Source organism: Mycobacterium hippophais (assembly GCF_027529605.1).
In the GTDB taxonomy this organism is placed as follows: Bacteria; Actinomycetota; Actinomycetes; order Mycobacteriales; family Mycobacteriaceae; genus Mycobacterium; species Mycobacterium arseniciresistens.
Genome location: NZ_JAPZPY010000004.1, coordinates 57,509 through 83,161, shown reverse-complemented (window position 1 = coordinate 83,161; position 25,653 = coordinate 57,509). Strand labels below are relative to the sequence as shown.

Sequence of the window (25,653 nt, the reverse complement as noted above, 5' to 3'; positions counted from 1 at the left end):
GCCCTCAGCCGGCCAGCGCCCGGCGCGCGTAGGCACGGACGTCGGCGTCACCGTCGTCGAGCGCCAGTCCCAGCGCGTCGCGGGCGGCCTGCTCGGAGGACGCCCACCGGGTGAGGCTGAGCACTGCGGCCTTGCGGACGTCGAGGTGCGGATCGGCCAACGCCCGCGACAGCGGGGGCACGGCCGTCGAGGGCGACGGAGCCCCCGCCAGCGCCCGCGCCGCGCCCTGACGGATCTGCCAGGCCGACGCTGCGAGAGCGCCCTCGACCGTCAGTCCGTCGTCGGCGCCCCATCCGATCGCCCCCATGGCGGCCAGCGCGGCGGCGCGCACCAGCGGGTCGGCGTCGTCGATCAGGGCGCGGACCGTGTCGGCGCCCGCCCCGAGGGTGCCAAGGCCGTTGGCGACGGCGATGCGCACCTCTCGGTTCTCGTCGGTGGCGCCGGCTGCGACCCCGTCGACGTCGTCGACCGACACCAGCGCCCGCACCGCCTCGATGCGCACCCGGTGGTCGGCGTCGGACAGCGCCTCGCGATAGGCGTCCGCCGCACCCACCCGCCGCGAACTGAGCAGATAGAGGGCGACGGCCCGCACCACCGCGTCCGGCGAGCGCAGATGGCCCGCAACGGCTTCGGGTGCCGGTAGCACCTCGACCAGCTCACGCACGCTCTCGGCCGCGACGGCCCGCACCTCGGGCGCCTCGTCGCCCAGTGCGCGGAACAGCCCGTCGGCGTAGCCGTCCGGCAGTACCTCGACCAGCGTGGCCACCGCCGTGCGCCGCACCCCCGGATCGGGATCGGTGAGGAACCCGGCGAGGTCGGCCACCGAGGGCTCCTCCAGCGCGAGCACCGCCGCGATACGCGGGGACGGCGGTTCGGCGGCCACTTCGCGCGGCCGGATCTTCTCGTCCAGCGGGACGCGGCCTCCGACCAGCTCCGGCTGCGCCACCGTGGTCACTGGGGCATCCGACGGCAGATGGTCCAGTCCCGGCACCGGCACGAAATACGCTGCGACGGGCCGCTTGAGGAACTCCATCGACCCGTCGGCTGTCTTGCGCAGGTTCAGGTGGTAGCGCCAGTTCTCGTCATCGCGGCCGGGCAGGTCGGCACGATCGTGGTAGAGCCCCCAGCGGGATTCGGTGCGGGTCAGCGACGACCTGGCGGCCATCTCCGCGCAGTCGCGGATGAACGACACCTCCACCGCGCGCATCAGCTCGTGCGGTGTGGTGGCGCCCATCCCGGCGATCTCGCTGCGCATCCGTTCGAACGTCTGCACGGCGATCGACAGCTTGGTGGCCGATTTCGGCGGCGCCACATAGTCGTTGACGAACCGGCGCAGCTTGTACTCGACCTGCGGCTGTGGCGGCCCGGACGGATGCCGCAGCGGCCGGTAGATGAGGTCGTGCGCCTCCTGCAGCTGGTCGCGCGGCAGGGCGGCGAGAACCGGTACGTCCGCGAGCGTCCCTGCCGCGTGCGATCCGGCCAGGTCGCCGTAGACGAAGGCGCCGATCATGTAGTTGTGCGGCACACAAGCCAGGTCGCCCGCCGCGTAGAGGCCGGGCACCGTGGTGCGGGCATGCTCGTCCACCCAGACACCGGACGCGGAATGGCCACTGCACAACCCGATCTCGGAGATGTGCATCTCGATGTCGTGGGTGCGGTAGTCGTGACCGCGGTTGGCGTGGAAGGTGCCCCGGGTCGGCCGCTCCGTGGTGTGCAGGATGTTCTCCAGCGCCGACAGCGTCTCGTCGGGCAGGTGCGACACCTTGAGGTAGATCGGTCCGCGGGCGGACTCGATCTCCTGCTTGACCTCCGCCATCATCTGGCCCGACCAGTAGTCGGAGTCGACGAAGCGTTCACCGAGGGCGTTGACCTGGTAGCCGCCGAACGGGTTGGCGACGTAGGCGCATGCCGGGCCGTTGTAGTCCTTGATGAGCGGATTGACCTGGAAGCACTCGATTCCGGACAGCTCGGCGCCGGCGTGGAAGGCCATCGAGTAGCCGTCCCCTGCGTTCGTCGGGTTCTCGTAGGTGCCGTAGAGGTAGCCCGATGCCGGCAGTCCCAGCCGTCCGCACGCCCCGGTCGCGAGCACCACGGCCTTGGCCGCGACGGTGACGAACTCGCCGGTGCGGGTGTTGAACGCGGCGGCGCCCACGGCCCGACCACCATTGGTGAGCACGCGGACCGGCATCAGGCGGTTCTCGATCTGGATCTTCTCGCGCATCGACCGTTGCCGCAGCACCCGGTAGAGCGCCTTCTTGACGTCCTTGCCCTCCGGCATCGGCAGCACGTAGGAACCGGACCGGTGCACGCGGCGCACGGCGTACTCGCCGTGCTCGTCCTTCTCGAACTTCACGCCGTAGCGCTCGAGCCGCTGCACCATCGCGAATCCGCGGGTCGCGGTCTGGTAGATGTTGCGCTGGTTGACGATTCCGTCGTTGGCGCGGGTGATCTCGGCGACGTAGTCCTCCGGCGTCGCCTTGCCGGGGATGACGGCGTTGTTGACGCCGTCCATGCCCATGGCCAGTGCGCCCGAGTGCCGGACGTGGGCCTTCTCCATCAGCAGCACCGTCGCGCCGTGTTCGGCGGCCGACAGCGCGGCCATCGTGCCCGCGGTGCCGCCGCCGATGACCAGCACGTCGCAGTCCAGTCGGGTGGGCTCGGGGGCGAGAGTCGGGATGTCCATCAGCTGACGAGCTCCGAGCGGTCGGGGGCGGTGCCCAGGTTCGAGATCGCCTCGGCGCGTAGCGCGGTGCGGTCGACGGTGTGGTCGCGTGGGTTCGGCACGTCCAGCAGCGCGCGCAGCGGCTGCCCGGCGCGTCCGAGCACCCCGATGCGGTCGCCGATCAGCAGGGCCTCGTCGACGTCGTGGGTCACGAACACCACGGTCGTGGGATGCGCGCGCCAGGTGTCGATCAGCAGCCGCTGCATGGTGGTCCGGGTCTGGGCGTCCAGCGCGCCGAACGGCTCGTCCATCATCACCGCGCGCGGCTCGCCGGCGAGGCCGCGGGCCAGTTGCACCCGCTGGCGCATTCCGCCGGACAGACTCTTGGGCAGGTAGCGCTCGAAGCCGGTGAGGCCGACGTCGGCGATCCACTTCAGCGCCTCGTCGCGCCGGCCCTGCCGCGGCCGGCCCGCCAACTTCAGTGCCAGTTCGACATTCGACTGCACGGTGCGCCACGGCAGCAGCGCGTTGTCCTGGAACACCATCGCCCGGTCCCGCGACGTCGTGGTGACGGGCGCCCCGTCGGCGAGCACCTCGCCGGCGTCGGGTGTCAGCAGGCCGGCCAGCGCCCGCAGCACCGTCGACTTGCCGCATCCCGACGGGCCGGTGAGCACCAGGATCTCGCCCGGCCGCACGTCGAGGTCGAGGCCGTCGATCACCGGCGCGCCGCCGTAGCTGAGCACGAGATCCCGCAGGGTGAGGTTCATGCCGGTCATCGGTTACTCCCCTCACCGCGCGGCAGCCAGCGGGTGACGCGGCGGCCGATCAGTTCGACGGCGGCCGAGGTGGCGAATCCGAGCACCCCGATGGTGATGATGCCGACGAACACCTGCGGGTAGGCGAGCACGGTGTAGGCCTGCCAGGTGCGGTATCCCACACCGAGCCGGCCCGAGATCATCTCTGCGGAAATGACGCAGATCCATGCGACGCCGATGCCGACCGACAGTCCGCCGAACACGCCGGGCAGGATGCCGGGCAGCACGACCCTGGCGATGACGTCCCAGCGGTTGCCACCGAGGGTGCGTACCGAGTCCTCCCATAGCGTGGGCAGCGCGCGCACAGCGTGCCGGGTGCTGACCATGATCGGGAAGTACGCGGCCAGGAAGGTGATGAACACGATCCCGGCCTCGTCGGTCGGGAACAGCAGGATCGCCACGGGCACGATGGCGATGGCGGGGATGGGCCGGGCGAGTTCGGTCAGCGGGCCGAAGACGTTGGCGAACCTCGGTGAGCGGCCCAGCACGATGCCGGTGACCACGCCGGCGACGGCGGCCAGCGCGAAGCCGGTGAGGATCCGGATCAGTGACTGGCCGAGGTCGAGCCAGTAGTCCTGGGTGCCGAGGCGGCTTCCGAACGCGGCGATCACCTCGGTGACCGTCGGCAGGGTGTCGAAGCGGAGCCACAGCCGGACGTCGTTGGCGGTCAGCAGCTGCCATAGCGCGATGGCGGCAGCCACCGACGCGATGCGCACCGCCCACGAGGCAAGGGGGCGGCGCCGCAGCGCAGGTCGGGACGGTGCCGCCGATACGGCGACGGCGGGTTCATCGGCGGTCAGCACCGCAGGCGGGGCGGTCACACCGCACCCGCCAGTGCCTGCTGGTAGTCGACGACGGTCGCCCCGGGATGGGTTCCGGTGTAGCGCTGAGCGCCGGCGAGCGTGCCGAACGGCAGGTACTGCGGCCGCTGTTGATCACCGGAGCGCACCCAGACGGACTTGTCGGCGAACCACCGCGTGCCGTACTCGGTGTCGGACACGTAGGCCGCCCGGACGTTCTCACCGCGTGCGGTGGCCTCGCGCACGGCGCGCAGTAGGCATCCCGGGTTCGCCGCCGGCTGGGTGGCGTCGCGGCTGTCGAGCCAGAGTTCGCCCGCCAGGCGGGGATCGGTGACGTCGGCATTGCACACCGGGTCCCGGCCGCGGATCACCGAAGGGTTGGCGGTGCTGTCGCGTGCGGCGTCGTAGTCGACTCCGCGTTCGGCGAAGGCCTTGCGGATCGCCTCGTCGGAGACGAACCCGTCGACGTCCAGATCGGCGAAGTCGCCGATGGACTTCAGGTAGGGCACATCGCCTTTGAAGGCCTCGATGAGCGACGGCTTGAGGGTGGTGTCGAAGCTGGTGCCGCCCGGGCCGTTGTAGAGGTAGACGACCTCCTCGGGCAGCCCGCTGCCCTCGGCGACGAGTTTCGCCGACTCCAGCGGCTTGTCGTTGAGGAAGTCGGTGGCGTCGAGCTGGGCCTGCAGGAAGGCGTCGAGCACCTCGGGGTGACGGCCGGCGTAGTCACGCCGGACGACGACACCGTGGAAGGTGGGGTAGTCGCCTTCTGCGCCGTCGTAGAGCAGCTTCGCCTTGTCCTGGAAGACCAGCAGCCCCGGCCACGCGACGAACTGCGAAAGCGCTTGCGCTTGACCGGATTCCAGAGCCGACGCACCGACCTGCGGCTGCTGGTTGAGCACCTCGACGCCGGTCCTGGGGTCGATACCTGCGTTGTCGAGCGCCCGGACCAGGGTGCCGTGCCCGGCCGAACCCACACTGGCCGAGACCTTCTTGCCCTTCAGGTCGGTGACCGACCTGATCGGCGAATCCGGCGGCACCACGATCATGTTCAGCGACCCGGTGGGGCTGTAGCCGGTGACGGAGACGAACTCGGTGCGGGCCCGCTCGTTGGCCTGGGTCTTGGAGCCGTTGATCAGCAGCGGGTAGTCGCCCATGGAGCCGATGTCGATCTTCTCGGCGACCATCTGCGCGGTGATCGGCGCGCCGGTGTCGTAGTCCTGCCATTGCACGTTGTAGTCGACGCCGGTGGACTCGCTGACGTCGGCGAGCCGCTGTTCCAGGAAACCCTTGGCCTTCAACAGGGTTCCGGCGGTGACGGTGTTGATGGTCTTCGACTGGTAGCCGATGACCACGTTAACGGTGCCGTCGGATTGCGACTGGGAGTCCAGCGAGCAGGCGGCCAGCGAGCCGACGGTGGCGGCGGCGAGCGCCACGGCGATGGTGCGTTTCATGTGCGGGTGTCCTGGGAGGTCGGGGCTGACGAGCCGGACTAGCGGATCAGGTAGGGCATGTTGACCGTGACGGCGCCGGTGGGACAGCGGGCCGCGCACGGGCCGCAGTACCAGCATTCGTCGACGTGCATGAACGCCTTGCCGTTCTCCGGGTTGATCGCCAGCGAGTCGAGCGGGCACACGTCGACGCACAGGGTGCAGCCCTCGATGCACAGCGATTCGTCGATCGTCACCGGGACGTCGGCGCGTTGGTTGTTCACCAGCGTCATCAGTCACTCCTGATCAGGTTGCCGCGCATGGTGATCCGATCACCACGCATGCGGATGTACTCCAGGTCGACGGGCCTGCCGTCGTCGAGACTGGCGAGGCGTTCGAGCATCAGCAGCGCGGCGCCGTCGGGCACCTGCAGCGTCGCCGCCGAATGCGGGTCCGCCGAGACCGCTTCCAGCGCCAGCGTCGCCGCGCCGAGGCGCTGCCCGCTCACCTGCTCGATGAGGGCGAACACGTCGTTGTTCTCCAACCGGTGTTCGAGCACCTGCTCCCCGATGTCGGGGGCGAGGTAGGTCAGGTCGAGGGAGAGCGGGAGGTCACCGAGATAGCGCAGCCGCTCGACGAACACCACCTGCGCGCCGGGCGGGAGTTGCAGCCGGCGCGCCACGGCGGGCGGGGCGGCCAGCCGCATCGCCGCCCGGACCTCGTTGCGCACCTCGCCGTAGCCCTTGAACGTCTCCTTGAGACCGGCCAGCGCGTCGAGTCCGTGGTCGTACTTGCGGACCGCGACGTGGGTGCCGACCCGTGGACCGCGGTCGATGAGGCCCTCGTTCTTCAGCACCGCGAGCGCCTCGCGAACGGTGTTGCGGGAGACGAAGAACTCGGCGGCCAGATCCTGCTCGGCGGGAAGCCCATCGGCGTAGGCGCCGGCGTGGATCTGATGGCGAAGCACGTCGGCCACCTGGCGGGCCCGGTCCGCGCGGGCACGCCGGCCGGGCAGCGGGATGGCTCCCGCTTCGTGGCCCGGTTCGTGACCGGCTGGGGCGTGTGACACGCGAATCACGTTAAGGCGCTTTCCGCAAGGCCTTCCCGCTGCGCGCGGGCAGCGCGGGCAGCGCGGGCCGCGGCCGCCCATTGCGCCGTCCCGCACCGCTGCCGACCTGCTGAATCAGCCGTACCTCCGGCGAATGCGCCACCTCCGGGCGGGGCCGGGGCATTGCAATCGCGCTGAGCGAAAAGCCGCGCCCGCGCGAGGCCTCCGGGAGCGGCTCAGCGCATGCAGCGCGACAGCACCCGGCCGAACTGCAGCAGCCGCTGCATCTGCGCCAGACCGCCGTTGTCGACGGTCTTGTGGTAGCGAAACGACTCGCAGTACACGTCGGTCTCGGTGGCCGACTTCTGCCGCGCCCGCGTGATCAGTTGGGTGTACATCCGCAGCCGCACCTCGGACAGTCGGCGGGTGCCGTCGTCGAGCACCTCGTACTCGGTGGTGAGCACGTGGTCGGTGATCGACGACAGCTGAATGGTGCGCACCGAGGCGTCGAGCACGCGGCGCTCACGGTCGCCGGTGGACGACACCGAGTCGTCGGCCCGCCACATGATCAACCGCGACCCGTCGGTCAGCACGACCTCCTGCCACAGCACCTCGTCCTCGTCGCTCCACGAGTCGTCCGCGGTGGCGCGGGACATGATGAACGACGTGATCTGCGGGAGGTCGACCACGGCGCGCAGCTGGTCGAGCGCGAGCTCGGGATCGCGCAGGTACACCCGCGCCGCGTCCTCCACGCTCGAGTACGGCGCCCAGTCCTGAGGTGAACCCATGACGTCCCTAGCCTTCCGGGGTTCCCCGCACCGCCTCCCGTACGGCTTGGGATGCGGCTCGGATCTGCGGAGTCACCAGCATCACCTGGCCGAGCACACCGTTGACGAAGCTCGGCGAGTCATCGGTGGACAGCTGCTTGGCGAGTTCGACAGCCTCGTCGACGGCCACCGGCGGGGGCACATCGTCGGCGTGCAGCAGCTCCCACACCGCGACCCGCAGGATGGCCCGGTCCACCGCGGGCAGCCGCTCCAGCGTCCAGCCCTGCAGGTGCGCCGAGATCAGGTCGTCGATGTGGGCGCGATGTTCGGTCACACCGTGCGCCACGGTGACGGTGTAGGGGTTGAGCGCGAAGACGTCGGCCTGGGTGTGCGACAACGCCGTTCTCGCCTCGGCCACCTCGGCCGGGCTGATGCCCCTGGCCTCGGCCTCGAACAGCAGGTCGACCGCCCGCTTACGGGCCTGGTGCCGGCCCTTGTCAGGCCGGTCAGGCATCGATCCGGCCTCCGGTGCGGTCAGGCATTGACCCGGCCGAGATAGTTGCCGTCGCGCGAATCCACCTTGAGCTTGTCGCCGGTGTTGATGAACAGCGGGACCTGGATCTCGGCGCCGGTCTCCAGGGTCGCCGGCTTGGTGCCCGCGCTGGAGCGGTCGCCCTGCAGGCCCGGCTCGGTGGACGCGACCACGAGCTCCACGGTCACCGGCAACTCAAGGTACAGCGGCACCCCGTCGTGGAACGCGATCTGCACCGCCATGCCCTCGAGCAGGAAGCCCGCGGCACGGCCCACCAGCGCCTCCGGCAGCGGATGCTGTTCGTAGTCCTCGGAGTCCATGAAGACGAAGTCCGACCCGTCGCGGTACAGGTAGGTGGCGTCGCGGCGGTCGACCGTCGCCGTCTCCACCTTCACGCCGGCGTTGTAGGTCTTGTCGACGACCTTGCCCGACAGCACGTTCTTGAGCTTGGTGCGCACGAAGGCGGGTCCCTTGCCGGGCTTGACGTGCTGGAATTCGGTGATCTGCCACAGCTGGCCGTCGATGTTGAGGACGAGCCCGTTCTTGAAGTCGGCGGTCGATGCCACGGTCGGTACTGCTCCTAGCTCTCTGTGTCAGAGGATGGCCAGTTCCTTGGGGAACCGGGTGAGTAAGTCGGGGGTGTCTGATTCCTCACTGACGACCAGCGTGTCCTCGATGCGGACGCCGCCGCGGCCGGGTAGGTAGACACCGGGTTCCACGGTGACCGCGGAGCCAGCAAGCAGTGTACCGGCGGCCGAGGAGTTGATCCCCGGCGCTTCGTGGATCTGCAATCCCACCCCGTGGCCGAGGCCGTGACCGAAGTTCTCGGCGTGGCCTGCGGCGGCGATGACCTGCCGGGACGCGGCGTCTACGTCCTTGAGGGCCGCCCCTGCCGCGAGCGCCTCACGGCCGGCGCGCTGCGCGTCGGACACCAGGGCGTAGACGTCGTGCTGCCACTGCTCGGCACGTTCGAGCACGAAGGTGCGGGTCATGTCGGAGTGGTAGCCGGCGACCAGCGCCCCGAAGTCGATCTTCACGAAGTCGCCGGTGGCGAGCACGGCGTCGGTCGGCCGGTGATGCGGGATCGCCGAGTTGGCGCCTGCCGCCACGATGGTCTCGAAGGACACGCCGTCGGCGCCGTGGTCGAGCATCAGTGACTCGAGTTCTCGGCCGACCTCCTTCTCGGTGCGGCCCGGCCGCAACCCGCCGCGCTCCACCAGATCGGTCAGCGCGGCGTCGGCGGCCTCGCAGGCGAGCCGCAGCAGCGCGATCTCCCCGGCGTCCTTGACCTCGCGCAGCGCCTCCACGGTGCGCGGCGCGCGCACCAGTTCGATGTCCGTCGCCGCCTCGAGCAGTCCGCGATGACCGTCGACGGTGACCACGTGACTCTCGAAGCCCAGGCGGCCGACCCGCGCCGCCCCGGCACGTGCCACCAGGCACGGCCCGACCGCCCGGTCGATCACGGCCGCCACGTCGGGCGCCTGCTGCGCGGCCTGCGTGCGGTACCGCCCGTCGGTGGCCAGCACGGCGCCCGGCGTGTCGGTGAAGATCAGCAGCGCGGCGTTCGAGCCGGAGAACCCGGACAGATAACGCACGTTGACCAGGTCCGTGACCAGCATGGCAGCCAGGTCGGTGGCCTCGAGGCGGGCACGCAACCGATCTCTACGCTGGGAATGAGTCACAGCCGCTGACGGTACTCGCTACGCTGTGCCCTCATGAGCAAGTGGTTACTGCGCGGACTGGTCTTCGCTGCCCTGATGGTGATCGTCCGGTTGGTGCAGGGAGCGGCGATCAATGTGTGGGAGACGAAAGCCTCCCTCATCAGCGTCGTCCTCGTTCTTCTCTTCATCATCGCCGTGTTCGCCTGGGGAATGATCGACGGGCGGGCCGACGCGCGCAGCAACCCCGATCCCGAGCGGCGTTCCGACCTCGCGATGACCTGGCTGCTGGCCGGGCTGTTCGCGGGCATCGTCAGCGGCTTCGTCGCGTGGTTCATCGGGATCTTCTACAAGAACCTCTACGTCGAGGGACTGCTGAACGAACTCACCACGTTCGCGGCGTTCACCGCGCTGCTGACGTTCCTGTTCGCGATCCTCGGCGCCACGATCGGCCGGTGGCTGGTGGACCGCAAGGCGGTCCAGCAGCCCCGCCGCCGTGAGGGCATGGACGACGACCGGGCCGACACCGACGTGTTCGCCGCGGTGCGCAGCGGCGGCCCTCGGGACGACGGGACCGAGACTCAGCAGACCACGCCGGTGTCCACACAGGGCGGCGGCACCGAGCGGGCGGACGAGCCGACCACCCCGCGCCAGCAGCAGCCCTAGTCGAGCGTCGCCAGGTAGCGCAGCGCCGCGACGTAGCCCTGTACGCCGAGACCGACGATCACGCCGGTCGCGACCTCGCTCAGATACGAGTGGTGCCGGAACTGTTCGCGCCGGTGCACGTTCGAGATGTGCACCTCGATCAGTGGGGCGCTCAGTTCGGCGCAGGCGTCGCGCAGCGCGATCGAGGTGTGGGTGAACGCGCCGGCGTTGAGCACCACGGCCTCCCCCGCATCCGCCGCGTCGTGCACCCAGCCCAGCAGGTCGGCCTCGCTGTCGCTCTGGCGCACCGACACCTCGAGCCCCAGGTCGGCGGCTTCGCGTTCGATCAGCGCGACCAGGTCGTCATGGGTGGTGCTGCCGTAGACCTCGGGTTCCCGGCGGCCCAGCCGGCCGAGGTTGGGGCCGTTGAGCACCCGCACGGTCGTCACGATCCGGCTCCGATCTCGGCGTAGGCGGCGGCCAGCAGCGCCGGGTCCGGGCCCTCCAGCCGGCCCGGCTTGGCGAGCCCGTCGAGCACCACGAAGCGCAGCACTCCCGAGCGGGTCTTCTTGTCGCCGGCCATGAACTCCACCAGCTGCGGCAGCGCGTCGGCGTCGTAGTGCACCGGCAGCCCGAGCGCGGTGAGCACCCTGCGGTGCCGTTCGGCGGTGTCGTCGTCGAGGCGGCCCGCCAGCCGGCCCAGTTCAGCGGCGAACACCAGCCCCACCGAGACCGCCGCGCCGTGGCGCCACTGATAGCGCTCGCGCCGCTCGATGGCGTGCGCCAGCGTGTGGCCGTAGTTGAGGATCTCGCGCAGCGCCGACTCCTTCTCGTCGGCGGCCACCACCTCGGCCTTGACCGTGACCGATCGCCGGATCAGTTCGGGCAGAACGTCTTTCGTGGGATCCAGGGCCGCCTGCGGGTCGGCCTCGATGAGGTCGAGGATCACCGGGTCGGCGATGAAGCCGGCCTTCACGATCTCGGCCATGCCGGCGACGATCTCGTTGCGGGGCAGGGTCGCCAGGGTGGCGAGGTCGACCAGCACCGCGGCCGGCTGGTGGAACGCGCCGACGAGGTTCTTGCCCGCGTCGGTGTTGATGCCCGTCTTCCCGCCCACGGCGGCGTCGACCATCGCGAGCAGCGTGGTCGGCACGTGGACGATGTCGACCCCGCGCAGCCAGGTGGCCGCGGCGAAGCCGGCCACGTCGGTGGCCGCTCCCCCGCCCAGGCTGACGACGGCGTCCTTGCGGCCGATACCGATGCGGCCGAACACTTCCCAGAGGAAGCCGACGACCGGCAGCTCCTTGCCCGCCTCGGCGTCGGGGATCTCGACGCGGTGGGCGTCGACACCCTGCTCGGCCAGGTGGTGCCGGATGGCCTCGGCGGTCTGGGCGAGGGTCGGCTGGTACAGCACCGCGACCTTGTGCCTGCCCGCCAGTGTGCGGCCCAGCTCGCCGAGCAGGCCGGTGCCGATGATCACGGGGTAGGGCCTGTCGACGAGCACGTCGACGACGACCGGGTCAGTCATTCCTTCGCTCCGGGTGCCGTGCGGCCATGACCGCGGGGGTGGGCGGGGTGTCGCTCTGCTGCTGGCCGGCGGGGCCGCGCCGCCACGGCGGCCTGCGGCGCCTGCGGGGCCGGGCGGCCGGCTTCCCGGTCGGCACCGGTGCCGGTGCGGCGTCGAGCCGGGCCACGATGTGGCGCACGACCGCCCCGGGATTGCGCCGGTTGGTGTTGATCCGCATGGTGGCCACCCGGCGGTACAGCGGCGCCCGGGCGGCCATCAGCTCGCGGAACTTCTCCGCCCGGTCGGGCCCGGCCAGCAGCGGTCGCACGGTGCTGCCGCCGGTGCGGCGCACCCCCTCGGCGGCGCTGATCTCCAGGTAGATGACGGTGTGACCGGCCAGCGCCTCGCGCACACCCGGTGTGGTGACGGCGCCGCCACCGAGAGACAGCACGCCGTCGTGGGTCTGCAGCGCCGAGCGCACGACCTGCTCCTCGATGCGGCGGAACTCCTGCTCGCCGTCGGTGCTGAAGATGTCGGCGATGGTGCGGCCGGTGGTCTGCTCGATCGCGGCGTCGGTGTCGAGCAGGGCCAGGCCGGTCGCCTTGGCCAGCCGGCGCCCGATGGTGGACTTACCCGACCCGGGCAGACCGACGAGCACCGCCTTGGGTGCCATCAGCCCGACGCCTGCGCCGCGTGACCCGAGGGCTCACGCTCGGCGACCGCCCGCAGGTAGGAGTCGATGTTGGTCCGGGTCTCGGCCAGCGAGTCGCCGCCGAACTTCTGCAGCGCGGCGCGGGCGACGACGAGCGCGACCATCGTCTCGACGACGACACCGGCGGCAGGCACCGCGCACACGTCGGAGCGCTGGTGGATCGCGACGGCCTCGTCGCCGGTGGTCATGTCGACCGTGGCGAGCGCGCGGGGCACGGTGGAGATCGGCTTCATCGCCGCCCGCACCCGCAGCGCCTGGCCGTTGGTCATGCCGCCCTCGAGACCGCCTGCGCGGTTGGTCGAGCGCAGCACACCGTCGGGACCCGGGTACATCTCGTCGTGGGCGACGCTGCCGCGGCGGCGCGCGGTCTCGAAACCGTCGCCGATCTCGACGCCCTTGATCGCCTGGATGCCCATCACGGCGGCGGCCAGCTGGCTGTCCAGGCGGTTGTCGCCGCTGGTGAACGAGCCGAGGCCGACCGGGAGCCCGGACACCACGACCTCGACGACGCCACCGAGGGTGTCACCGTCGCGCTTGGCGGCCTCGATCTCGGTGATCATCGCGTCCTCGGCGTCCTTGTCGAACGCCCGGACCGGGCTGTCGTCGATCGCGGTCAGATCGGCGGGCTGCGGCGGCGGGCCGTCGTAGGGCTTGCTCGCGCCGATGGAGATGACGTGGGAGAGCACCTCGACGCCGAGGGCCTCACGCAGGAAGCCGCGCGCGACGGTGCCCGCGGCGACCCGGGCGGCCGTCTCGCGGGCGCTGGCGCGTTCCAGCACCGGGCGGGCGTCGTCGAAGCCGTACTTGAGCATGCCGGCGTAGTCGGCGTGGCCGGGCCGGGGCCGCGTCAGCGGCGCATTGCGGGCGATGTCGGCCAGTTCGGCGGGGTCGACCGGGTCGGCGGCCATCACCGTCTCCCACTTCGGCCACTCGGTGTTGCCGATCTCGATGGCGATCGGCCCGCCGAGGGTCAGGCCGTGCCGGACCCCGGCCAGCACCGTCACCTGGTCCTGCTCGAACTTCATCCGGGCGCCGCGGCCGTAGCCGAGCCGACGGCGTTTCAGCTGGGCGCCGATGTCCTCGGAGGTGACGTGCACACCGGCGACCATGCCCTCGAGCATGGCCACCAGGGCGCGGCCGTGCGATTCCCCGGCAGTGGTCCAACGCAACACGCGTCCCATCTTCCCACGTCGCGTTTCCCGGACGTAATTCGCCGATCCACGGCGCGTAGCCGACCGCCTCGGTCGCCGAAATCCTGGTGCCGGCGGCCGCACCGCCATGGCACAGTCGAGCGGTGCGCACGCTCGTCACCGGAAGCTCAGGTCACCTCGGCGAGGCGCTGGTGCGCACGCTGCGGCAACGCGACGGCGACGTGATCGGGCTCGACCAGCGGCCGTCCGCATGGACCGATGTGGTGGGGTCCATCACCGACGCCGGACTCGTCGGCGAGTTGATGCGCGACGTGACCGCGGTGCTGCACACCGCGACCCTCCACAAGCCGCAGATCGCGTTCCTGCCCCGGCAGACGTTCGTCGACACCAACGTCACCGGCACCCTCACCCTGCTCGACGCGGCCGCCGCCGCCGGAGTGCGGGCGTTCGTCATGTCGTCGTCGACGACGGTGTTCGGCGACGCGCTGATCCCGGCTCCGGGAGCGCCCGCCGCCTGGATCGACGAGTCGGTGACACCGGTGCCGAAGAACATCTACGGCGCCACCAAGGCCGCCGCCGAGGACCTGTGCCACCTGGCCGCCCGCAACCAGGGGCTGCCGTGTGTCGTACTGCGCGTGGCGCGGTTCTTCCCCGAATCCGACGACAGCCCCGGCGCGCACGAGGGCCGGTGCGATGCCAACGTCAAGGCCGACGAGTACGCGTCGCGGCGGGTGGCGCTCGACGACGCGATCGACGCGCATCTGCTCGCCTCCGAGCGCGCACCGGAACTCGGCTTCGCCCGGTACGTCGTCTCGGCCACCACGCCGTTCACTCCCGACGATCTGCCGCAGCTGCGGACCGAGGCGGCCGCGGTGTTCTCCCGTCGAGCGCCGCGGACCGCCCAGGTGTGGGCCGATCGCGGCTGGCGGTTCCCCTCGCGGCTCGACCGGGTGTACGTCAACACCGCGGCGCGCCGCGACCTCGGCTGGCGGCCGCGCTATGACCTCGATGCGATCGCCGAGACGGTGGCGGCCACCGGTGACGTCGCCACTCCGTGGAGTCGCATCGTCGGCTCCAAGCCATATGCCGAAAGCGGCTACCACGCAGGGGTCTTCACCCCCTGAGCCGCGCCCCCGCGCGGTCGACCACCAGCGATTTCGGCGTGATGTCGCGCGCTCAACGCTCGCGATCACGCCGAAATCACAGGACGGCGAGGGTCACGGCGGCGGCCGTCGCCGCGCACATCGCCGGACCGTGCGGCACCGTCGATCCCCGCCGGCGCAGCAGCGCCACCACGGCCCACCCGGCAGTCAGCAGTGGGGCCGTCAGGGCGGCCAGCACCCACACGTCGGGCCCGAAGGCACCGGTGAGACCGCCGACGCCGAGCGCCAGCTTGACGTCACCGGCACCCATCGCGGCCGGTGACACCAGGTGGACCGCGGCGTAGCAGGCGAACAGCGCGGCGGCGCCCAGCGTGGCGGGCCCCGCACGGCCGGCGAGCACGGCGGCCGCGAGCACCAGCACGGCGCCGGGCAGCGTCAACGCGTTGGGCAGCCGCCGCTTCCGGATGTCGCAGATCGACAACGCCACCAGCCAGCATGCGGCAGCCACCAGAACCCCCGCCCCCATCCGTCGAGGCTAAGGTCAGCGCAGCGCGGCCCTCATCACCTCTTTGGGCGCCGGCATCCCGGTGAACAACTCGACCTGCGCGAAGGCCTGGTTCAGCAGCATCTCCAGCCCGCTGACCACCCGGCCGCCGGCGGCCGCGACCGCCGACGCCAAAGGCGTCGGCCAGGGATCGTAGATGGCGTCCAGCAGCACCGGCGTGCCCGCGAGATCCACCGCGTACGGGCGGGCGGCATCGGCCGGGATCGTGCTCACCAGCACGTCGGCGGGCGCGGCGGCCACCCGCTCGCCGATCAGCTGGCACCACTGCGCCGCCACCCCGCATCTGGCGGCCAGCCGCACCAGCGGCGCAGCCCGGTCCTCGCTGCGCGCGGCCACGGTGATGCGCCGGACACCGAGGCTCGCCAGCGCCACCACGGCGGCAGGGGCGGTGCCCCCGGACCCCAGCACCATCGCGTGACCTGAGGCGCTGCCGAGCGCACCGATGATCCCCTCGACGTCGGTGTTGTCGGCCCGCCAGCCCCGGCCGCTGCGCACCAGGGTGTTGGCTGAGCCGACGAGGTCTGCGCGCTCGGTGCGCTCGTCGGCGAACCGAAGCGCCGCGAACTTGTTCGGCATGGTCACCGACAGGCCCACCCACTCGGCACCGAGGCCACCCACCAGTTCGGGCAGCTGATCGGCGGTGCACTCGATCCGGTCGTAGGTCCAGCTGTCCAGCCCGAGCGCCCGGTAGGCGGCCAGGTGCACCTGCGGCGACCGCGAGTGCGCGATCGGCGAGCCCAGTACCGCGGCCCGGCGCACCTCGTCGGAGCTACCGTGCCGAGTCGAGCACACCGTTGCGCTGCGCCAGTTCGATGTTGGCCAGGTGCTGGTTGTAGTCGCGGGTGAACAGGGTGGTGCCCTGCATGTCGATGGTCACGAAGTACAGCCAGTCACCAGGGGCGGGCTGCTCGGCGGCCACCAGCGCCGGTCGGCTCGGTGAACAGATCGGCGTGGCGGGCAGTCCCGGCCGCACGTAGGTGTTCCACGGGTTGCCCTGGGCCCGGTCGCCGTCGGTGGTGGCCACCTCGATCCGGTCCAGCGGGTAGTTCACGGTGGAGTCGAATTCCAGGGTGCGGTTCTCGGCCAGCCGGTTGTAGATGACCCGGGCCACCTTCGCGAAGTCCTCCGGTTTGGACTCGCGCTGCACCAGCGAGGCCACGGTCAGCACCTGGTAGGGCGACAGGTTCATCGCCGTCGCGGTCTCCTGGATGCCCGCCTGCGCGTACTGCGTGGCGCTCGCGCCGATCAGGGTCGACAGGATCTCGGTCGGTGTGGCCGACGGGTCGATGTTCCACGCCCCGGCCATGATCAGGCCCTCGATGCGACGGTGGTCGGCACCCATCGCCGTCACCGGCTGGACGGCCCACTCGGGCACGGCCAGGGCGGACAGCGGCGCCGAACCGGCGATCTGGCGCAGTTCGTCGGCGGCCACGCAGCGCTCGGCGCCGTCGAGGTCGACACAGGTGGCCTTGGAGACGAGGGTGAGGATGCCCTCGGTGACGGCGTTGGTCTTGACGTCGCGCACGTCGTCGAGCTGGCGGCCCTCCGGGATGACCAGCTTTCCGACCCGGCTGCCCGGGTCGACGAGGCGTTCGACGGCGCTGGCGCCCGAGATCTCGGTGCGCAGCTTGTAGAAGCCGGGCTGGATCGCCGAGATGGCCGAGTTGCCCGCCGCGGCGTTGACGAACGACTGCACGGTCGCGACGACCTTGTTCTCGGCGAGCGTCTCGCCGATCGCCGTCGTCGAGTCGCCGTCCTGGACCTGGATCACGACGTCGGAGACACCGTCACCGGCGAAGTCCTCCCCGCCGCCGCCGAAGATGCCGTGCCACAGCTTCGAGCCGAGGAACACCGCGCCGACGATCACGACGACCAGCAGCGCCAGGGTGAATGCCCTCGCGACGCGTCGCTTGCGCCGGATGCGGTCCGCGCGCATCCGGTCGGACCGGCTCATCCGGCTCCGTGGCGGCCCAACCGCCACCGGCTCCGCCCTGCTCCGGCCGTTCCAGTTCTCAGTCATCCACGCCCTCTCCGGGCGCCGCCAGGGCCGCGCGCCGCTGATCCAGCCAGCTCTGCAGAATTCCCACGGCGGCGGCCTGGTCGATGATGGCCCGCTGCCCTTTCGCCCGTACCCCTGCCTCGCGCAGCGAACGCTGCGCCGACACGGTGGTGAGCCGTTCGTCGGCCAGCCGCACCGGTACCGGCGACACGCGCCGCGCCAGTTCGTCGGCGAGCGCGATCGCGTCCTGGGCGGCCGGACCCGTCCGGTCCGCGAGCGTACGCGGCAGGCCCACCACCACCTCGACCGCCGCCAACTCGCCGACCAGCTCGGTCAGCCGTCGCAGGTGACGGTCCTTGCGGCGGCGGTCACGCGTCACCGTCTCGACCGGCGTGGCCAGGATCGCGTCGGGGTCACTCACGGCGACGCCGATCCGCACGCTCCCGACGTCGATGCCGATGCGCCGGCCGCGACCCGGATCGGGGTCACCGCCCGCTGCCCCGGGCCGATCCGGGAGCCGGTGATCGGTGTCGGCCACCAAGTCAGCTCCGGCCTATCTCGGCGCGCAACGCGGCCATCGCCGCGTCGATCCCCGCCGCCCCCTTACCGGAACCCTGCGCCAGATCGGCCTTGCCGCCCCCACGGCCGTTGACCGCCGCACCGAATGTCTTGACCAGGTCGTCGGCACGCAGGCCGAGATCCTGTGCGGCCGGGTTGACGGCCACCACGAACGGCACGGTGTCGTTGTCGCCCTCGGCGACCAGTGCGACGACGGCCGGTTCGGCGCCCAGCTTGCCGCGGATGTCGCCGACGAGGCTGCGCAGATCCGCCGCCGACATCCCGCCGGCCATCCGCTGCGCCACGACACGCACCTTACCGACAAGATCAGCACCGGCGGCGGCGTTCGCCGCGGCGGCGCGCGCGTTCGCGAGCCGCATGCGGTCCAGTTCCTTCTCCGCTGCCCGCAGCCGTTCCACCAGCGTGGCGACCCTGGCGGGCACCTCCTCGGAGGGCACCTTCAGCGACGATGCGAGGCCGGCCATCAGCGCCCGCTCCTTGGCGAGGTGGCGGAACGAGTCGAGGCCGACGTAGGCCTCGACGCGGCGCACCCCGGAGCCGACGGACGACTCGCCGAGGATGGTGACCGGACCGATCTGTGCCGAATTGCGCACATGGGTGCCGCCGCACAGCTCGATGGAGAACGGTCCGCCGATCTCGACGACGCGCACCTCCTCGGGGTAGTTCTCGCCGAACAGCGCCATCGCGCCCATCGCCTTGGCCCGCTCGAGTCCGGTGGTGAAGCTGTGCACCTCGAAGTCGGCTTCGACCGCCTCATTGGTGACCTCTTCGATCTCGCTGCGTTGGTCGTCGGTCAGCGCGCCCTGCCAGTTGAAGTCGAAGCGCAGATAACCCGGCCGGTTCAGCGATCCCGCTTGCACGGCGTTGGGGCCGAGCACCTGGCGCAGTGCGGCGTGCACCATGTGCGTGCCCGAATGTCCCTGGGTGGCGCCGTGCCGCCAGCGCGGGTCGACGGCGGCGACGACGGTGTCACCCTCGACGAACTCGCCGGATTCGACGTTCACCCGGTGCGTCCACAGCGTCTTGGCGATCTTCTGCACGTCGGTGACCGCCGCCTTCGACGTCGCAGACGCGCCCGTCCCCGTCACGGTTCCCTCGTCGGCGATCTGCCCACCCGACTCCGCGTAGAACGGGCTGCGGTCGAGCACCAACTCGACGCGCCCCGGCGAAATGTCGCCGTCGCCGGCGTGGGTGACCACCGGAACCCGGCGGCCGTCGACGAAGATGCCGAGAATCGTTGCTTCGGTGGACAATTCGTCGAATCCGGTGAACTCGGTCGGCCCTGCGTCGACCAGCTCCCGGTACGCCGACAGGTCGCTGTGCGCCTGCTTGCGCGCGGCGGCGTCGGCCTTGGCGCGCCGGCGCTGCTCGGCCATCAGGCCGCGGAAGCCCTCCTCGTCGACGCTCAGGCCGGCCTCGGCGGCCATCTCCAGGGTCAGCTCGAGGGGGAAGCCGTAGGTGTCGTGCAGGGTGAACGCGTCGTTGCCGGACAGCACCGTGGCGCCGGACGCCCTGGTGCTGCGGGCGGCCTCGTCGAACAGCCGCGAGCCCGAGGCCAGCGTCCGGTTGAACGCGGTCTCCTCGGCGACGGCGATGCGCTGGATGCGGTCGAAGTCGGCGGCCAGGTCGGGGTACGACGGACCCATCGCGTCGCGCACCGTGGTCATCAGGTCGGCCATCACCGGCTGTTCGACGCCCAGCAGTTTCGCCGAGCGGATGATCCGCCGCAGCAACCGCCGCAGCACGTAGCCGCGGCCTTCGTTGCCCGGGCTGACGCCGTCGCCGATGATGATCGCCGCGGTGCGGCTGTGGTCGGCGATGATCCGGTATCGCACGTCGTCTGCGTGGCTGCCCGCCCCGTAGCCGCGCGGCGCGATGCCCGCGACGAGGTCGATCACCGGGCGCAGCAGGTCGGTCTCGTAGACGTTGTCGACGTCCTGCAGCAGACACGCCACCCGCTCGACGCCCATGCCGGTGTCGATGTTCTTGCGCGGCAGCGGGCCGAGGATCTCGAAGTCCTCCTTCGACGTGCCCTCGCCGCGCTCGTTCTGCATGAACACGAGATTCCAGATCTCGATGTAGCGGTCCTCGTTGGCCTCGGGGCCGCCCTCGACGCCGTACTGGGGTCCGCGGTCGTAGTAGATCTCCGACGACGGCCCGCAGGGTCCGGGGATGCCCATCGACCAGTAGTTGTCGGCCATCCCGCGGCGCTGGATCCGCTCGAGCGGCAGGCCCGCGACCTCCTGCCACAGCGCGATGGCCTCGTCGTCGTCGAGATAGACCGTCGCCCACAGTCTTTCCGGGTCGAGGCCGTAACCACCCTGGTCCTGCGGGTTGGTCAGCAGCGTCCAGGCGAACTCGATGGCGCCCTTCTTGAAGTAGTCGCCGAACGAGAAGTTGCCGGCCATCTGGAAGAAGGTGTTGTGCCGGGTGGTGATGCCGACCTCGTCGATGTCGGGTGTGCGGATGCACTTCTGGATGCTCACCGCACGGTCCCACGGCGCGGTCCGCGCGCCGAGGAAGTACGGCACGAACTGCACCATGCCGGCGTTGACGAACAGCAGGTTGGGGTCATCGAGGATCACCGAAGCGCTGGGCACTTCGGTGTGACCTGCCTTCACGAAATGATCGAGGAAGCGTTTCCTGATCTCGTGTGTCTGCACGTTCCTGCTGTCCTTGCTGGTAGTCGTGGTCGCGAACAAATCGACCGCACCACAGTACCGGTCGACGGTGCCGGCCCACCGGCCCGCCGAACCCCGTGACGACGCAGCCGCCCTGCCGGGCCCCGGCTCAGGCGCCGAGGAAGCTGAGCCGCACCGAGCGCTTCGGATTGTCCCTGTTCAGGTCGACGAGCACCACGCTCTGCCAGGTGCCGAGCAGCGGGCGGCCGCCCTGCACCGGGACCGTGACCGACGGGGCCACCAGCGCCGGCAGCACATGGTCGGCGCCGTGCCCGGGTGAGCCGTGCGCGTGCCGGTACCGGTCGTCGCGCGGCAGCAGCGCCTCCAGCGTGTCGATCAGGTCGTCGTCGGAGCCCGCGCCGGTCTCGATGATCGCCACGCCTGCGGTCGCGTGCGGGACGAAGATGTTGCACAGGCCGTCACCGTGGTCGCCGCAGAACGCGCGCACCTCGTCGGTCAGGTCGACTATGCGGCGGCGTGTGGTGTCGACGTCGAGTACATCGGTGTCCATGCCATCGAGCCTACGAGCCGTCGGGCGCGGCCTCCACCAGCGCCGCGCGGGGTCGTTTGACGCTCGCGTTTATTTTCTGCGGGCCAAGGGTAATTCAGCTCCAGCCACACTTCCCCTTGGAGGAGAAATGACACCCACCGGCATCATCACCGCAATCCTGATCGGCGTCGTGGTCGGCGTTCTCGGCCGCCTGGCGCTACCCGGCCGCCAGCCGATCGGATTCCTGATCACCGTGCTCGTCGGCATCGTGTCGGCGTTCATCGGCACCGCCGTCGCCCGCGCGATCGGCATCCCCACCGCGACGAATGGGATCGACTGGCTGGAACTCCTGGTCCAGGTCATCGTCGCCGCGCTCGGCGTGGCCCTGGTCGCCGCACTGATGGGACGTCGCCGTACCGGCGTCATGGGTGGCAGCCGTGGCGGCGCGCTGGGTGGCCGTCGCCGGTCCATGTTCCGCTGACCTCTTCGCACTCGGTCCCGGCTGGCTACGGTCAGCCGGGACTTTTTTTGCCCGCTGCCAGTGCGGCCGGTGGTCCTTCGCGCAGTCCGAGCCGGTCGTGCAACCGCACGAGAGGTCCGGGCGACCACCAGTTCCAGTGGCCGAGGACGCGCATGAAGGCGGGCACCAGGATCATCCGGACCAGCGTCGCATCGGCCAGCACCGCCAGCGTGAGTCCCAGACCGAACATCCGCATGAACGACACGTTCGCCGCGATCAGCGCGGCGAACGAGATCGACATCACCGCAGCGGCCGCGGTGATGACGCGGCCGGTGTGCGCCAGCCCGAGCGCGACACTCTCGGTGACGTCGGCCGCCGTGCGCCCGGAGGCCAGCCAGAACTCGCGGATCCGCGACATCAGGAAGACCTCGTAGTCCATCGACAGCCCGAATGCGATGCAGAACAGCAGCACCGGGATGTTGGCGACCACGGTCCCCGTCGGAGTGGTGCCGAAGGCGCCGAGGTGGCCGTCCTGGAAGATCCACACCATCGCGCCGAACGCCGCGGTCAGCGAGAGGATGTTCAGGGCAACGGCTTTCAGTGGCAGCACCACGCTGCCGGTCAACAGGAACAGCAGGCAGTAGGTGGACAGCGCGATCAGGCCGAGCACGATCGGCAACCGGGACGTGATGGCCCTGACGCTGTCGCGGTTCGACGGTGCGACCCCGGCCAGCTGGACCTGCCCGCCGCCGGGCGCGGCGACCTCCTGCAGGCGGTCGAGCTGCTGTTCCGAGCGGTCGGAGAACAGCGGCGCATCGGTGGCGACGGTGAGGAACGCGCTGCCGTCACGCTCACCGGCGGCCGCCGTCGGCGGGCCTGCCGCCCGGCCGTCGACGAAGGTGCCCACCGTCGCCGACACCGCCGTGACGTCGGCCACGCGGGACAGTTCGGCGGCGTAGCGGCCGAGTTCGTCGGGGGTGATCCCGCCGGAATCCGGCAGCACGACGGTCACGTCGGTCGCCGGGTCGTCGGCGAACCCGTCGCGCAGCTGGTCACCCACCTGGTGCGCGGAGGACGAGGCGGGCAGCACCCGGTCGTCAGGCAGACCCCAGCGGACACCCAGGAACGGCGCGCCGAGCACCAGTAGCAACGTGATCCCTGCCAGTCCGATCGGGATCACCCGCCGCATCACGAAGTGCGTTGACCGATACCAGAACTGACGCTGCACAGGCCGCGGCGCCGGGTCGCCGCGGCGGAGGATGCCGCGCGCCAGGCGACGCACGTCCATCGCGTCGATGCGATCACCGAGAAGGACGATGGCCGCGGGGGTCACCACCAGCGCCGCCACCGCCGCGAACACCACGGTCGCGACACCGGCGTATGCGAACGACTTGAGGAAGTACATCGGGAACAGCACCATGGTGACCATCGGCAGCGCCACCGTCGTCGCCGAGAAGACGACCGTGCGGCCGGCGGTCATCATCATGCGCAGCACGGCCTCGTCGGGATGTGCGCCGTCCGCCAGTTCGTCGCGGTACCTGCTGATCATCAGCAGCGTGTAGTCGATCGCCAAGGCCAGACCCATCGCCATGCAGAGGTTGAGGGCGAAGATCGACACATCGGTGGCGAATGTGATGGCGTGCAGCACCGCCAGTGCGCCGACGATCGCGATCACCCCGACGGCCAGGGGCAGCGCGGCGGCCAGCAGTCCGCCGAACACCCACACCAGCACAAGGAAACTGAACGGGATGGCGATCGACTCCATCAGCAGCAGATCGCGCTGGGACTGTGCGGTGACCTGCTCGTTGACCATCGCGACACCACCGGCGCGCACGCTCACCCCGTTGCGCTCGAAGCTCTCGCCGCCGATCGCGTCGACGAGGGCCGCGGTGTTGCCGTCGGCCTGTTTCTCGCCACCGGTCACCCCCGCGATCACCAGCCCGGACCGGCCGTCCTCGCTGAACATCCGGGCCGCGGCTGGTCCCGGCGCCGTCCAGGCCGAGGTCACCGACGCGACGTCGGGTGAGCTGCGGAGCTTCGCTTCGACGTCATTGGCGACGGAGGTGGCGGCGGCGCTGCGCGCACCGTCCGGTGAGGACACCGTGATGAGCAGTTGTGCGTCGCCCCTGTCGAACCGTTCGGTCAACAGCTCGGCGGCCCTTGCCGATTCGGAGCCGGGGTCCTGGAACCCGCCGGCGGCGAGCTTGCCCGCGACGGGGACGCCGAAGATGCCGGCTGCGACCAGCGTCAGCACGGCGATGACGAGGATTCGCCGCGGTGCGGCGATGGCAGCACAGGCCAGGCCCGCCAGGACGCCCGGATGGCGTACGTCCAAGGTCACACCGGTCCGGCGCCGGTACGCGATGCGCTGTGCACCGGCACATCCTGCCCGAAGGCGCGCCTGATCGGTGGGCTCCCCTCGGCCGCCTGCCTTTTCGTCCCCGTCGCGCGGGTCATGCGTATCCCAGGGCGAGGTTCTCGGCCCGGATCCGGACGGTCAGCACCAGCGCGTTGACGACGGTGAACACGATCGCGGTCAGCCATGCCGAGTGCACCAGCGGCAGAGCCGCCACCTCTGCGGCGACCGCGGTGTAGTTCGGATGGTGCAGCCAGCGGTACGGGCCGCGACGGACCAGCGGAGCGCCTGGAATGACGATCAACCGCGGATTCCAGTGCCTGCCGAGCGTGGCCACACACCACCACCGGACGCCGGTGCTCGCCACCACGACGGCGACCATCGGCCAGCCCAGCCAGGGGATGAACGGGCGGTTCCCGCCGTACACCTCGACGAGGCAGGCCACCAGCAGAAGTGCGTGGCTCGCGACGATCACCGGATAGTGCCGGCGGCCGAATTCCCTGCCGCCGTTGGCGATCGACCAGCGGGCGTGGCGGCGGGCCACCAGGAGCTCGACCAGCCGCTCGGCCGCGATCACGAGGATGAACACCAGATACGCCATGGCTCACCAGCTCAGCAGCAGCAGTTCGAAGCTGAAACCCGGGCCCATGGCGAGCATCAGACCGAGCGATCCTTCGGGCGGCCGTTCGGCGACCGTGCGGCCCAGGACGTCGAGCACCGAGGCCGACGAGATGTTGCCGTTGTCGCGCAGCGAGTCCCAGCTGTGCCGCAGCGCCTCGGCAGGGACGCCGACGGCATCCTGGATCGCCTCCAGCACCTTGGGCCCGCCCGGATGACAGATCCACGTGGAGATGTCGGAGACGTTAAGGCCGTGGTCGGCGAGGAAGCGGGTCACCTCGTCGCCGAGATGGTCGGCCGCCATTCTCGGCACGTCGCGTGACATCACCAGCTGGAAGCCGCTGGCGCTGACATTCCAGCCCATCACGTCGGCCGTGTCGGGGAACAGCCTGCTTCGGGTGCGCAGCACGCGGGGCCCGGATTGTGCGGCCGCGCCTGCCCGGCGTGCGCCGGTGGCCACCACGGCGGCCGCTCCGTCGCCGAACAGGCACACCCCGATCAGCGCCGGAATCGAGACGTCGTCGCGTTGCAGCGTCAGCGAGCACAGCTCCACCGACAGCAGGACCGCGACGTGCGTGGGGTATCCGCGCAGGTAGTCGTGCACGCGCGCCATACCTGCCGCACCGGCGACGCAACCGAGTCCGAACAGCGGTACGCGCTTGACGTCGGGCCGGAATCCGATGCGGGAACTGATCGCGGCGTCGATGGTGGGCACGGCGACGCCGGTGCTCGATACGCACACGATCAGGTCCACCTCGTCGGGCCGGATGGCCGCGGCGTGCAGCGCCGTGCGGACAGCGCGCTCACCGAGTTCCGTCGCCACCTCGACATAGGCGGTGTTGGCCTCGGTGAATCCGCTCAGCTCCGGGTATCGCTGGATCGGCAGCGCCAGGTTGCGGTGTTCGACACCGCTGGTGCGTGCGAAGCGGGCGAATCCGGTGTCGGTGAAGTCGGTGAGCTCGCGGGCCACCTCGTCCTGTGTGTAGCGGTAGGGCGTGAACGCCATCGCCGTGCCGGCAATATGCGGTGCACCGGGAAAAGCGGTGGCGTCCATTGTTTCGGAAATTGCAGTATCGGT

Annotated in this window: 25 protein-coding genes and 1 pseudogene; 3 read left to right on the top strand and 23 right to left on the bottom strand. The window is 70.7% G+C overall.

Features of this window, described 5'->3' with window-relative positions; translation table 11 throughout:
- Nucleotides 1-4: 4 nt before the first annotated feature.
- The 10 genes from O6P37_RS11770 to O6P37_RS11725 form a co-directional block, all read right to left on the bottom strand.
- The gene (locus tag O6P37_RS11770; protein WP_269894246.1) at nucleotides 5-2,683 is read right to left on the bottom strand and encodes a fumarate reductase/succinate dehydrogenase flavoprotein subunit; all 2,679 of its coding nucleotides are present in this window, start codon (nucleotides 2,681-2,683) and stop codon (nucleotides 5-7) included.
- On the bottom strand, nucleotides 2,683-3,438 hold the full coding sequence (locus tag O6P37_RS11765; RefSeq protein WP_269894245.1) for an ABC transporter ATP-binding protein: 756 nt from the start codon (nucleotides 3,436-3,438) through the stop codon (nucleotides 2,683-2,685). The genes O6P37_RS11770 and O6P37_RS11765 overlap by 1 nt, the downstream gene beginning before the upstream one ends.
- Nucleotides 3,435-4,223, bottom strand: a complete 789-nt coding sequence (locus tag O6P37_RS11760) for an ABC transporter permease (protein WP_269894477.1) — start codon at nucleotides 4,221-4,223, stop codon at nucleotides 3,435-3,437. Before O6P37_RS11760 ends, O6P37_RS11765 begins: the two co-directional genes overlap by 4 nt.
- Before the next feature lie 71 nt (nucleotides 4,224-4,294).
- A complete protein-coding gene (locus O6P37_RS11755) occupies nucleotides 4,295-5,728 on the bottom strand; it encodes an ABC transporter substrate-binding protein (protein WP_269894244.1) in 1,434 nt (477 codons plus the stop codon).
- A 38-nt stretch (nucleotides 5,729-5,766) separates the two neighbouring features.
- Entirely contained in the window at nucleotides 5,767-5,997 is a 231-nt protein-coding gene (locus O6P37_RS11750) for a 4Fe-4S dicluster domain-containing protein (RefSeq protein ID WP_264015696.1), read from the bottom strand.
- Nucleotides 5,997-6,719: a GntR family transcriptional regulator gene (locus tag O6P37_RS11745; protein WP_269894476.1), complete on the bottom strand. Its 723-nt coding sequence runs from the start codon at nucleotides 6,717-6,719 to the stop codon at nucleotides 5,997-5,999. The genes O6P37_RS11750 and O6P37_RS11745 overlap by 1 nt, the downstream gene beginning before the upstream one ends.
- 269 nt (nucleotides 6,720-6,988) lie before the next feature.
- A complete protein-coding gene (locus tag O6P37_RS11740) occupies nucleotides 6,989-7,540 on the bottom strand; it encodes a hypothetical protein (protein WP_269894243.1) in 552 nt (183 codons plus the stop codon).
- A 7-nt stretch (nucleotides 7,541-7,547) separates the two neighbouring features.
- The gene (nusB, locus tag O6P37_RS11735; protein WP_264015698.1) at nucleotides 7,548-8,033 is read right to left on the bottom strand and encodes a transcription antitermination factor NusB; all 486 of its coding nucleotides are present in this window, start codon (nucleotides 8,031-8,033) and stop codon (nucleotides 7,548-7,550) included.
- A 20-nt stretch (nucleotides 8,034-8,053) separates the two neighbouring features.
- Complete coding sequence (gene efp, locus O6P37_RS11730) at nucleotides 8,054-8,617, bottom strand: elongation factor P (protein WP_269894242.1); 564 nt, start codon at nucleotides 8,615-8,617, stop codon at nucleotides 8,054-8,056.
- 27 nt (nucleotides 8,618-8,644) lie between these two features.
- On the bottom strand, nucleotides 8,645-9,733 hold the full coding sequence (locus O6P37_RS11725) for a M24 family metallopeptidase (protein ID WP_269894241.1): 1,089 nt from the start codon (nucleotides 9,731-9,733) through the stop codon (nucleotides 8,645-8,647).
- Between the two features lie 33 nt (nucleotides 9,734-9,766).
- Between O6P37_RS11725 and O6P37_RS11720 the strand changes: the two genes are divergently transcribed.
- Nucleotides 9,767-10,375, top strand: a complete 609-nt coding sequence (locus O6P37_RS11720; protein WP_269894240.1) for a B-4DMT family transporter — start codon at nucleotides 9,767-9,769, stop codon at nucleotides 10,373-10,375.
- Here O6P37_RS11720 and aroQ read toward each other — a convergent pair.
- The 4 genes and pseudogenes from aroQ to aroC all read right to left on the bottom strand — a co-directional run bounded on the left by aroQ (nucleotide 10,372) and on the right by aroC (nucleotide 13,745).
- Complete coding sequence (aroQ, locus tag O6P37_RS11715) at nucleotides 10,372-10,806, bottom strand: type II 3-dehydroquinate dehydratase (RefSeq protein ID WP_269894475.1); 435 nt, start codon at nucleotides 10,804-10,806, stop codon at nucleotides 10,372-10,374. The two genes, O6P37_RS11720 and aroQ, sit on opposite strands and share 4 nt — an antisense overlap.
- A complete protein-coding gene (gene aroB / locus O6P37_RS11710; RefSeq protein WP_269894239.1) occupies nucleotides 10,800-11,882 on the bottom strand; it encodes a 3-dehydroquinate synthase in 1,083 nt (360 codons plus the stop codon). Before aroB ends, aroQ begins: the two co-directional genes overlap by 7 nt.
- Before the next feature lie 136 nt (nucleotides 11,883-12,018).
- Nucleotides 12,019-12,534 (bottom strand): annotated as a pseudogene (locus O6P37_RS11705) (shikimate kinase); the annotation flags it as partial.
- Nucleotides 12,534-13,745: a chorismate synthase gene (gene aroC, locus O6P37_RS11700; RefSeq protein ID WP_269894238.1), complete on the bottom strand. Its 1,212-nt coding sequence runs from the start codon at nucleotides 13,743-13,745 to the stop codon at nucleotides 12,534-12,536. The gene aroC and the pseudogene O6P37_RS11705, both read right to left, overlap by 1 nt.
- A 122-nt stretch (nucleotides 13,746-13,867) precedes the next feature.
- On the opposite strand from aroC, the gene O6P37_RS11695 reads away from it, so the two are divergent.
- Entirely contained in the window at nucleotides 13,868-14,848 is a 981-nt protein-coding gene (locus tag O6P37_RS11695) for an NAD-dependent epimerase/dehydratase family protein (RefSeq protein WP_269894237.1), read from the top strand.
- 76 nt (nucleotides 14,849-14,924) lie between these two features.
- On the opposite strand, the gene O6P37_RS11690 is transcribed toward O6P37_RS11695, so the two are convergent.
- From O6P37_RS11690 to O6P37_RS11665, 6 genes are all read right to left on the bottom strand, one after another.
- Nucleotides 14,925-15,353, bottom strand: a complete 429-nt coding sequence (locus tag O6P37_RS11690; RefSeq protein ID WP_269894236.1) for a prepilin peptidase — start codon at nucleotides 15,351-15,353, stop codon at nucleotides 14,925-14,927.
- Nucleotides 15,354-15,368: 15 nt separating this feature from the next.
- On the bottom strand, nucleotides 15,369-16,151 hold the full coding sequence (locus tag O6P37_RS11685; RefSeq protein WP_269894235.1) for a shikimate dehydrogenase: 783 nt from the start codon (nucleotides 16,149-16,151) through the stop codon (nucleotides 15,369-15,371).
- A 10-nt stretch (nucleotides 16,152-16,161) separates the two neighbouring features.
- Nucleotides 16,162-17,412: an endolytic transglycosylase MltG gene (locus O6P37_RS11680; RefSeq protein WP_269894234.1), complete on the bottom strand. Its 1,251-nt coding sequence runs from the start codon at nucleotides 17,410-17,412 to the stop codon at nucleotides 16,162-16,164.
- The gene (gene ruvX, locus O6P37_RS11675) at nucleotides 17,405-17,929 is read right to left on the bottom strand and encodes a Holliday junction resolvase RuvX (protein ID WP_269894233.1); all 525 of its coding nucleotides are present in this window, start codon (nucleotides 17,927-17,929) and stop codon (nucleotides 17,405-17,407) included. The genes O6P37_RS11680 and ruvX overlap by 8 nt, the downstream gene beginning before the upstream one ends.
- 4 nt (nucleotides 17,930-17,933) lie before the next feature.
- On the bottom strand, nucleotides 17,934-20,633 hold the full coding sequence (alaS, locus tag O6P37_RS11670; RefSeq protein ID WP_269894232.1) for an alanine--tRNA ligase: 2,700 nt from the start codon (nucleotides 20,631-20,633) through the stop codon (nucleotides 17,934-17,936).
- Between the two features lie 127 nt (nucleotides 20,634-20,760).
- Nucleotides 20,761-21,162, bottom strand: a complete 402-nt coding sequence (locus tag O6P37_RS11665) for a secondary thiamine-phosphate synthase enzyme YjbQ (RefSeq protein ID WP_269894231.1) — start codon at nucleotides 21,160-21,162, stop codon at nucleotides 20,761-20,763.
- Nucleotides 21,163-21,289: 127 nt separating this feature from the next.
- On the opposite strand from O6P37_RS11665, the gene O6P37_RS11660 reads away from it, so the two are divergent.
- Nucleotides 21,290-21,622, top strand: coding sequence for a GlsB/YeaQ/YmgE family stress response membrane protein (locus O6P37_RS11660; RefSeq protein ID WP_269894230.1), 333 nt, complete (start codon nucleotides 21,290-21,292; stop codon nucleotides 21,620-21,622).
- Between the two features lie 31 nt (nucleotides 21,623-21,653).
- Here the strand turns inward: O6P37_RS11660 and O6P37_RS11655 are convergent, their stop codons facing one another.
- The 3 genes from O6P37_RS11655 to O6P37_RS11645 all read right to left on the bottom strand — a co-directional run bounded on the left by O6P37_RS11655 (nucleotide 21,654) and on the right by O6P37_RS11645 (nucleotide 25,629).
- Complete coding sequence (locus tag O6P37_RS11655; protein WP_269894229.1) at nucleotides 21,654-23,942, bottom strand: MMPL family transporter; 2,289 nt, start codon at nucleotides 23,940-23,942, stop codon at nucleotides 21,654-21,656.
- A gap of 112 nt (nucleotides 23,943-24,054) precedes the next feature.
- On the bottom strand, nucleotides 24,055-24,558 hold the full coding sequence (locus O6P37_RS11650; RefSeq protein WP_269894228.1) for an isoprenylcysteine carboxyl methyltransferase family protein: 504 nt from the start codon (nucleotides 24,556-24,558) through the stop codon (nucleotides 24,055-24,057).
- Nucleotides 24,559-24,561: 3 nt separating this feature from the next.
- Nucleotides 24,562-25,629: a type III polyketide synthase gene (locus O6P37_RS11645; RefSeq protein ID WP_269894227.1), complete on the bottom strand. Its 1,068-nt coding sequence runs from the start codon at nucleotides 25,627-25,629 to the stop codon at nucleotides 24,562-24,564.
- Nucleotides 25,630-25,653: the final 24 nt, after the last annotated feature.